5 protein-coding genes, 2 tRNA genes and 1 pseudogene are annotated in these 6,676 nt (G+C 44.0%); 6 read left to right on the top strand and 2 right to left on the bottom strand.

Annotation, left to right across the window (positions count from 1 at the left end; all coding sequences use genetic code 11):
• Positions 1-294, bottom strand: a pseudogene (locus tag VN429_RS05090) (AmmeMemoRadiSam system radical SAM enzyme); the annotation flags it as partial.
• Positions 295-410: 116 nt separating this feature from the next.
• Between VN429_RS05090 and pyrH the strand changes: the two are divergent.
• The 4 genes from pyrH to VN429_RS05070 all read left to right on the top strand — a co-directional run bounded on the left by pyrH (position 411) and on the right by VN429_RS05070 (position 2,625).
• Positions 411-1,115 (top strand): UMP kinase, encoded by a 705-nt coding sequence (pyrH, locus tag VN429_RS05085; protein WP_325630493.1) that lies wholly within the window; start codon positions 411-413, stop codon positions 1,113-1,115.
• Positions 1,116-1,160: 45 nt separating this feature from the next.
• Positions 1,161-1,235, top strand: a tRNA-Pro gene (locus VN429_RS05080).
• A gap of 10 nt (positions 1,236-1,245) precedes the next feature.
• Complete coding sequence (gene nth / locus VN429_RS05075; protein WP_325630490.1) at positions 1,246-1,896, top strand: endonuclease III; 651 nt, start codon at positions 1,246-1,248, stop codon at positions 1,894-1,896.
• Positions 1,897-2,103: 207 nt separating this feature from the next.
• The gene (locus VN429_RS05070) at positions 2,104-2,625 is read left to right on the top strand and encodes a GNAT family N-acetyltransferase (RefSeq protein WP_325630487.1); all 522 of its coding nucleotides are present in this window, start codon (positions 2,104-2,106) and stop codon (positions 2,623-2,625) included.
• A 38-nt stretch (positions 2,626-2,663) separates the two neighbouring features.
• On the opposite strand, the gene VN429_RS05065 is transcribed toward VN429_RS05070, so the two are convergent.
• Positions 2,664-2,735: transfer RNA gene (locus VN429_RS05065), tRNA-Ala, on the bottom strand.
• A gap of 154 nt (positions 2,736-2,889) precedes the next feature.
• Here VN429_RS05065 and VN429_RS05060 point away from each other — a divergent pair.
• Positions 2,890-3,564, top strand: coding sequence for an MTAP family purine nucleoside phosphorylase (locus VN429_RS05060; protein ID WP_325630485.1), 675 nt, complete (start codon positions 2,890-2,892; stop codon positions 3,562-3,564).
• A gap of 115 nt (positions 3,565-3,679) precedes the next feature.
• On the top strand, positions 3,680-6,583 hold the full coding sequence (locus VN429_RS05055) for a PAS domain S-box protein (RefSeq protein ID WP_325630483.1): 2,904 nt from the start codon (positions 3,680-3,682) through the stop codon (positions 6,581-6,583).
• Positions 6,584-6,676 lie beyond the last annotated feature (93 nt).

The following is a 6,676-nucleotide window of genomic DNA, read 5'->3' as shown; positions in this document are numbered from 1 at the left end:
GTTCTGGCAGTGGGAGCATGAAAAGTTACAGCCGATACTGCCGAGGGAGTACGAATAGGTGCCTGGTAAAAAATGATTAAGAGGTTTCTTTTCAATGGGATCAACCGCCTCTGCTGAGACCCGGGCATAGGTCCTGGCGATAAGTCTCCCTCCTAGGTTTTCCCTGACTCCGCATTTACCGAATTTCTGATCCTTGATGTGGCACCGGTGGTTGCAGAGCGAACAGATCACAGAGTTTTCTGAATCTGCCTCATATTGGAGTGCTTCTTTTTCTTTGAGATATGATTCATTCATATAGCCTCCCACCTGAATTTGGATCTCCTGTTTTTTGTGATGTTGTGATGATGGGTATCTGCCATCAATTCTGACGACAACCTATATCCCCCTTTTCATGAAACATATCGGGTTGAATGTCCACCATTGTTCTTTCTCTGGGTGGGTCGATCCTTATGCCAGGACTCGATTCACCTAATATTAAACCTTATATCCCTGTTCTTGAGAAAATTGCTTCAATTCATCGTCTTTTTGTGGTGGTGGGCGGCGGTGGCGAGGCCCGACGCTATATTACTGTAGCACGATCTCTGGATGTTGATGATGCTTCAGCCGATGAACTTGGAATTCTCGTTACCCGGCTAAATGCCACTTTACTTGTTCAGGCACTGAAAGATTCTGCATGGCCAAAGGTTGTTGAAAATCATACTGAAGCTCTTGCCGCAGCTGAATCAGGAAAGATAGTTGTCATGGGTGGTGTCACTCCTGGTCAGACTACTGATGCCGTTGCTGCGGTCCTGGCTGAACGTTCACGTGCCTCTGTATTCTTTAATCTCACTTCGGTTGATGGCATTTACTCTGCAGACCCACGAAATGATCCTTCAGCAGAACGGTATGAGATGATCACTCCCTCCCGACTTCTCGAGATCGTTATCCATCAACAGTCGGCCGCCGGGATGAATACGGTGATGGATGTAGTTGCAGTTAAGATGGTTGAGAGATGCGGTATCCCGTTGATCGTGCTTGATGGAAGAGATCCTAAAGCGCTTCTCACTGCTGTTGAGAGTGGAATATGCAGAGGAACTGTAGTTAGCAGAGAGGGTTTGAGCCCTCTGCCCCTCTAATACCGCAACGCTTAAATGAATAGTGTGCTAACATTAGTAGCGCACGGGGTAATAGGGTAGCCTGGTCCATCCTAGAGCGTTTGGGACGCTTTGACCGCAGTTCAAATCTGCGTTACCCCATATCTGTTTTATGAGTTCTTCTGTGCCATGCACGATTTACCGGCTTCTTACAAAAGAGTATGATCTCACTTCTTCAGAGGGTGAGTTCCTTCATTTTGAAAATCCCTATCAGATCCTTATTGCAACCATACTATCGGCCCAAACAACAGATAAAACTGTAAATTTGGTAACAAAAGATCTCTTTGCCAGGTATCCGGATCCTGTATCACTTTCAACTGCCTATCAACAGGATGTGGAAAAGATTGTTCATCGAACTGGGTTTTATCGGGCAAAAAGTAGGAATATCATTGCTGCTGCCCAGGTTCTGGTGAATTCATTTAATGGAGAGGTCCCTGACGAAATCAGTAAACTGATAACACTTCCGGGAGTTGGTCGGAAAACTGCAAACATTGTAGTTCACCATGCATTTGGCAGGGCTGACGGAATCGCTGTAGATACACATGTAGGGCGGCTATCCGGTAGACTCGGGCTTTCTGATCAATCAGATCCAGATCGAATAGAACAGGATCTTCTCAAGTTTTTTCCAAAAGAGGTATGGGGGGACATTAATGGCTTGTTTATTCTCCACGGCAGGAAGGTATGTCAGGCAAGAACACCGTCCTGTAATTCCTGTGTCCTCTCTTCACTCTGCCGATTTGTAGCATTGAATATTCTGCAGTAGTTTTTGTTCACCAGCACATATTTCCTGATATTCGTCCTATTTGTGTGTGGTGATGCCATGGTTATCCTAGATTCTTCCGCATCCGTGTATGCAGATGTGAATTATAGGTGAACTGGCAGTTTCAACGATTAATTAATCATTATAGTGTCTCACCTTTATCCTCTGTTAGCGGATGCTTCGTACCGCGTTAAGCCTTCTGATATCACGATGAACATGATTTCTCTCTATACAAAACGACTTGAACTTATTCCGATCACTGTTGAACTCTGTAATGCAGACTTAGCTTCTCCAGATGTTCTCGCTATACATCTGAATTGCCGTATACCGGATTCCTGGCCACCTGCCCTTCTCACCCCTGAAACTTTGGGCGAATTTATCGATCTTCTCACTGCTGAAAGTGGAAGTCGGTTGTATGCATATTATTGGGTAAAAACCGGGGATACACCTGATGATCGGGTACTGATAGGAAGCGGTGGATTTTTACAGGATAGCGAAGGTGCCTTTGAACTTGGGTATTCTGTTCTTGAAGATTTTCAGCAAAAAGGGTATGCAACAGAAGCTGTGAATGAAATGATAAAATGGGCCCGGAATAAACCTGATGTGGTTTGTTTCAAAGCTTGTACTTTTCCGTCCCTCATAGGATCAATCCGGGTTCTTGAAAAGAGCGGATTTGTACGTGATGGAATCGGATCCGAAGAAGGTTCAATTGCCTATCGGCTTGACCTTTAACATTTTTTTGAATGGATAAGAAAACTAAAAATGAAAGATGGACCGAGCGGGAATTGAACCCGCGGCCTCTACCATGCCAAGGTAGCGATCTACCACTGATCTACCGGCCCGCCTTACTAGGTTGTATGAAGTTCCATATATAATCTGTCTTTCTCTCAGTCATGTAGATGGAAAGAATCGGAACCTTTCTGCATCATCAGATATGAGTAATAAGTGCTAATTGTTATTACAGGGAATATTCCTAGGGAGTAGACACGGGAAAATATGCTCGGAATTATTGGTGGAACCTCACTTCTTGAGTTCTCGTTCGGTGATTTAAAGAAAGAAATGGTCCATACTCCGTATGGATCATCAGAGGTACTTCTTGGTTCAGGTGTTGCGCTTCTTCTGAGACATCAGAACCGACGTGCTCCACATCAGATAGCCTATCGCGCTCATCTTTCAGCTCTTGCCATTCTGGGAGTTAACCGGATCATTGCTATAGGTTCGACAGGATCACTTCAATCTTCCATTTCACCTGGCTGTTTGGTAATTCCTGATGATTACATTACTCTCACCGGGTCGCCGACCATATTCAACCATTCGATAGGCCACATCAGTCCAGAATTTTCACATGAATTGATTAACTGCCTTACTGAAGCAGTACCGAATGCCCGTGTAGGTGGTACGTATATTCAAACTGACGGTCCTCGAATAGAGACCGTTGCCGAGATTAAATGGATGGCCGAAATTGCAGATATTGTCGGCATGACGGTTGCATCTGAAGCAACGGTGGCAAAGGAACTTGAGATTCCCTTTGCTGCTATCTGCACAGTAGATAACTACGCGAACGGGATCGCCAGTGAAGAAGTCACTTATGATCAGATCGTTGCAAATGCCCGGTTATATACGGAGCGGACCGGGTCAATGCTTGAGGCGATCATCTCCCTGTGTGCCTGAATCTGTGTGCAATTGCCTGGAAGTAAAAATTATTCCAGATTGAGAATAAGATAGGTTTTATCCACTCTGAAACATACCATATGGTTATTAATCAGTTACGAAGGAGGAAGAGAGATTGGCGTTAACGTCGATCCTGACTATTGGAGATCCACAACAATTTTCTAGTATAACTCGGTTATTCTCTGAAAATGGCGCGAAAGTGGATATCTACTCCGTCACTGATATCAAAGAAAGTTTTAAAAAACTGCAAACTACTCATATCGATGTCATAATCTCTGAATTTAACCTTGGACCCCAGAATGGGATTGATTTTATAACAAGGCTGAAAAAACAGATCCAATCAAGCCCTATATCAATCTTTATCGGTGATCAGGGCCCTGCTATAGCGAAAGAGGCACTTAAGGCAGGCATTGATTATTATTTCCAGAAGAACGGTGATCCCGAGTTCGAGAAGGTTTTGCTAAATACCTTCATCCGGCAGGTTGTAAAATGGAAACAGGCCGAAGAAGCCCATCAGTATGCAGAGACAAATTTTCACACGATAGTTGAGGCAACTGAAGATTCAATCTATATGGTCGACCGGCATTACCGGTATCTTTACATTAACACACCTCATCTGAAACGGCTTGGAATCTCTGGAGAAGAGTATGAATCAAAGATGTATCGAGACCTCCATTCTGAAGATGAGAATAAACGTTTTATCAATTCGATGAGTCAGGTTTTAACCCATAGCAACTTTTACCTCGAAGAGTACGAGAAAGAAGGAAGGTTCTACTATCGAAAGTTCATCCCTATCAAATATCAGTCCTCTTCCCAGGTTCTTGCAGTTACTGTAGTTTCAACAGATATCACCGACCGGGTTAGACTCGAAGACGAAGTAGCGAGGAGTGCATCCCTGACAACCGCTACTCTTGAGTCTACATCTGATGGAATATTTGTTGTTGATAGGGCAGGCAAGGTCATCAACTACAATCAGAAGTTCCTTGATATGTGGTATATTCCCGAAACAGTTATCGAAGAGAAGGATGAGGAGGTGATTCTAGCCTACCTTGAGGATCAATTAGAAGATCGGAACTCTTTCATAGAACGGATAAACTGGCTTAAGAATAACCCTGATAAGGATGCATTTGATGTTCTGGAGTTCCGAGATGGTAGGATTTTTGAGAGACTTACTCTTCCCCAGCGTATCGGAGGAACAACTGTTGGGAGAGTATGGAGTTTTCGTGATGTAACCCAGCAGCGGTCAACACTCTCAGCCCTGCAGATCACCCAGGCGAATTACCGGAGCGTGGTTGAATCTACCGGAGATTCGATCTATATGGTTGATCTCGATTCATGCTACATTTTCATGAATACATATCACCGCAAGAAACTGGGTGATCTCGCAGACAAGTACCTTGAACAGCGGATGCGGGTAATGCTACCTCCTGGTGAGGACAAACGGTTTGATGAGGCGATAAAACGTGTCTCAACCTCTAAAAAGATGTTCATGGATGAGATCCACTGGATTGGTCGTGATTACATCAGAAGGTTCAGCCCGGTCAAAGATGATGATGACGGAGAAGTCAGGGCGATTACAGTAGTGCTCACTGATATAAGTGAACGCAAAGCAGCAGAACAAGAGATTCGCAACTCTGAAGAACGTCTGAAGATCCTCTTTGATCATGCACCCGAGGCATACTTCCTTACTGATATCAAAGGAACTTTTGTTGATTCAAATCGTGCAGTGACAGAACTGACTGGTTTTAAAAAAGAAGATCTTCACGGTCGTAATATCTTTACGATGGGACTCATCGCTTCAATGCATATCACCAAGACTGCTGTACTATTTGCACGTAATGCTCTTGGAAAATCTACCGGGCCTGAAGAGATGACAATTCATCGTAAAGATGGATCAACACTCTACGCCGAGGTTGTAACCTATCCAATAAAGATCCAGGATCAGAGTCTGGTTATGACCATAGCTCGTGATATTACGCAGCGTAGAGAGGCAGAGGTAGCACTCAAAGAGCGTGAAGAACAGTATCGGCTCCTTGTTAATAATGCAAATGAGATAGTTCTTGTTCTTCGTGGTGGCACAATTATCTTCTCTAATCCGAAGGCATCATCAGTCATCAAGAAGACTCGTGAAGAACTGGCAGGTCATGAATTGGGATCCCTGGTTCATGCTGATGATACCGAAGTGGTTCAAAACCTGGTAGCAGAGGCAGCTAAAAGTGGAGCAATACATGCCGGGAATGTTATCCGAATGTATGATAATGCGGGTGACATCAGGTGGCTTGAGGTAGGTATGGTGGGCGTTACCTGGACAGAAGGGCCTGCATTGTTATTTCTAGGAAACGATGTTACTGATCGGAAGATAGCACAGGATGCACTGGTCCAGAGCAACAAAAAACTGAACCTGCTGTCAAGTATCACCAGACACGATGTACTAAACCAGATAACAATCCTGCTGGCTTATCTCGATCTCCTCAGAAAAAAGAACACTGATCAGAATCTGGTCCCTTTTATTGATAAACAGACTGAAGCTACCCAGGCGATAAGAAGTCAGATCGTCTTTACCAAAGAATATCAGGATGTCGGGGTGAAAGCACCACAATGGCAGAATGTTGGTGAGAAGATTCGGACTGCGAAAGAATTGCGCAAATGCGAGTTCATCGGGTGGGATGAAGGACTTGAAAGGCTTGAGATATTTGCCGATCCTCTGCTTGAGAAGGTTTTTTCAAATCTGATCTCAAATTCGCTGATGCACGGAGAACATGTTGACAATATCTTCTTTTCAACAGTTCAGAAGGATAGCGGAATCACGCTGGTTTATGAAGACAACGGTGTTGGTATTCCATCTAATGAGAAGAAAAAGATATTTGAACACGGATATGGTAAAAATACAGGTTTTGGTCTCTTCCTCTCAAGAGAGATTCTCGCAATCACCGGGTTGATGATTACTGAAAATGGAAATCCAGGCTCCGGTGCACGATTTGAGATCCAGATTCCTGCAAACGCTTACAAGCACATCTGAATGAAAACGTGGTTTTTCAAAACAAAAAGAAGAAGGAGAAAAACTGTAATTCAGACTCATTGTGCTTATCATTGTAAACGGTGTGTGTATTGT

The organism is Methanospirillum sp. (genome assembly GCF_035560735.1).
In the GTDB taxonomy this organism is placed as follows: Archaea; Halobacteriota; Methanomicrobia; order Methanomicrobiales; family Methanospirillaceae; genus Methanospirillum.
Note: the sequence above shows the minus strand (reverse complement) of the source record. Positions and strands in the feature narration are given on the sequence as shown.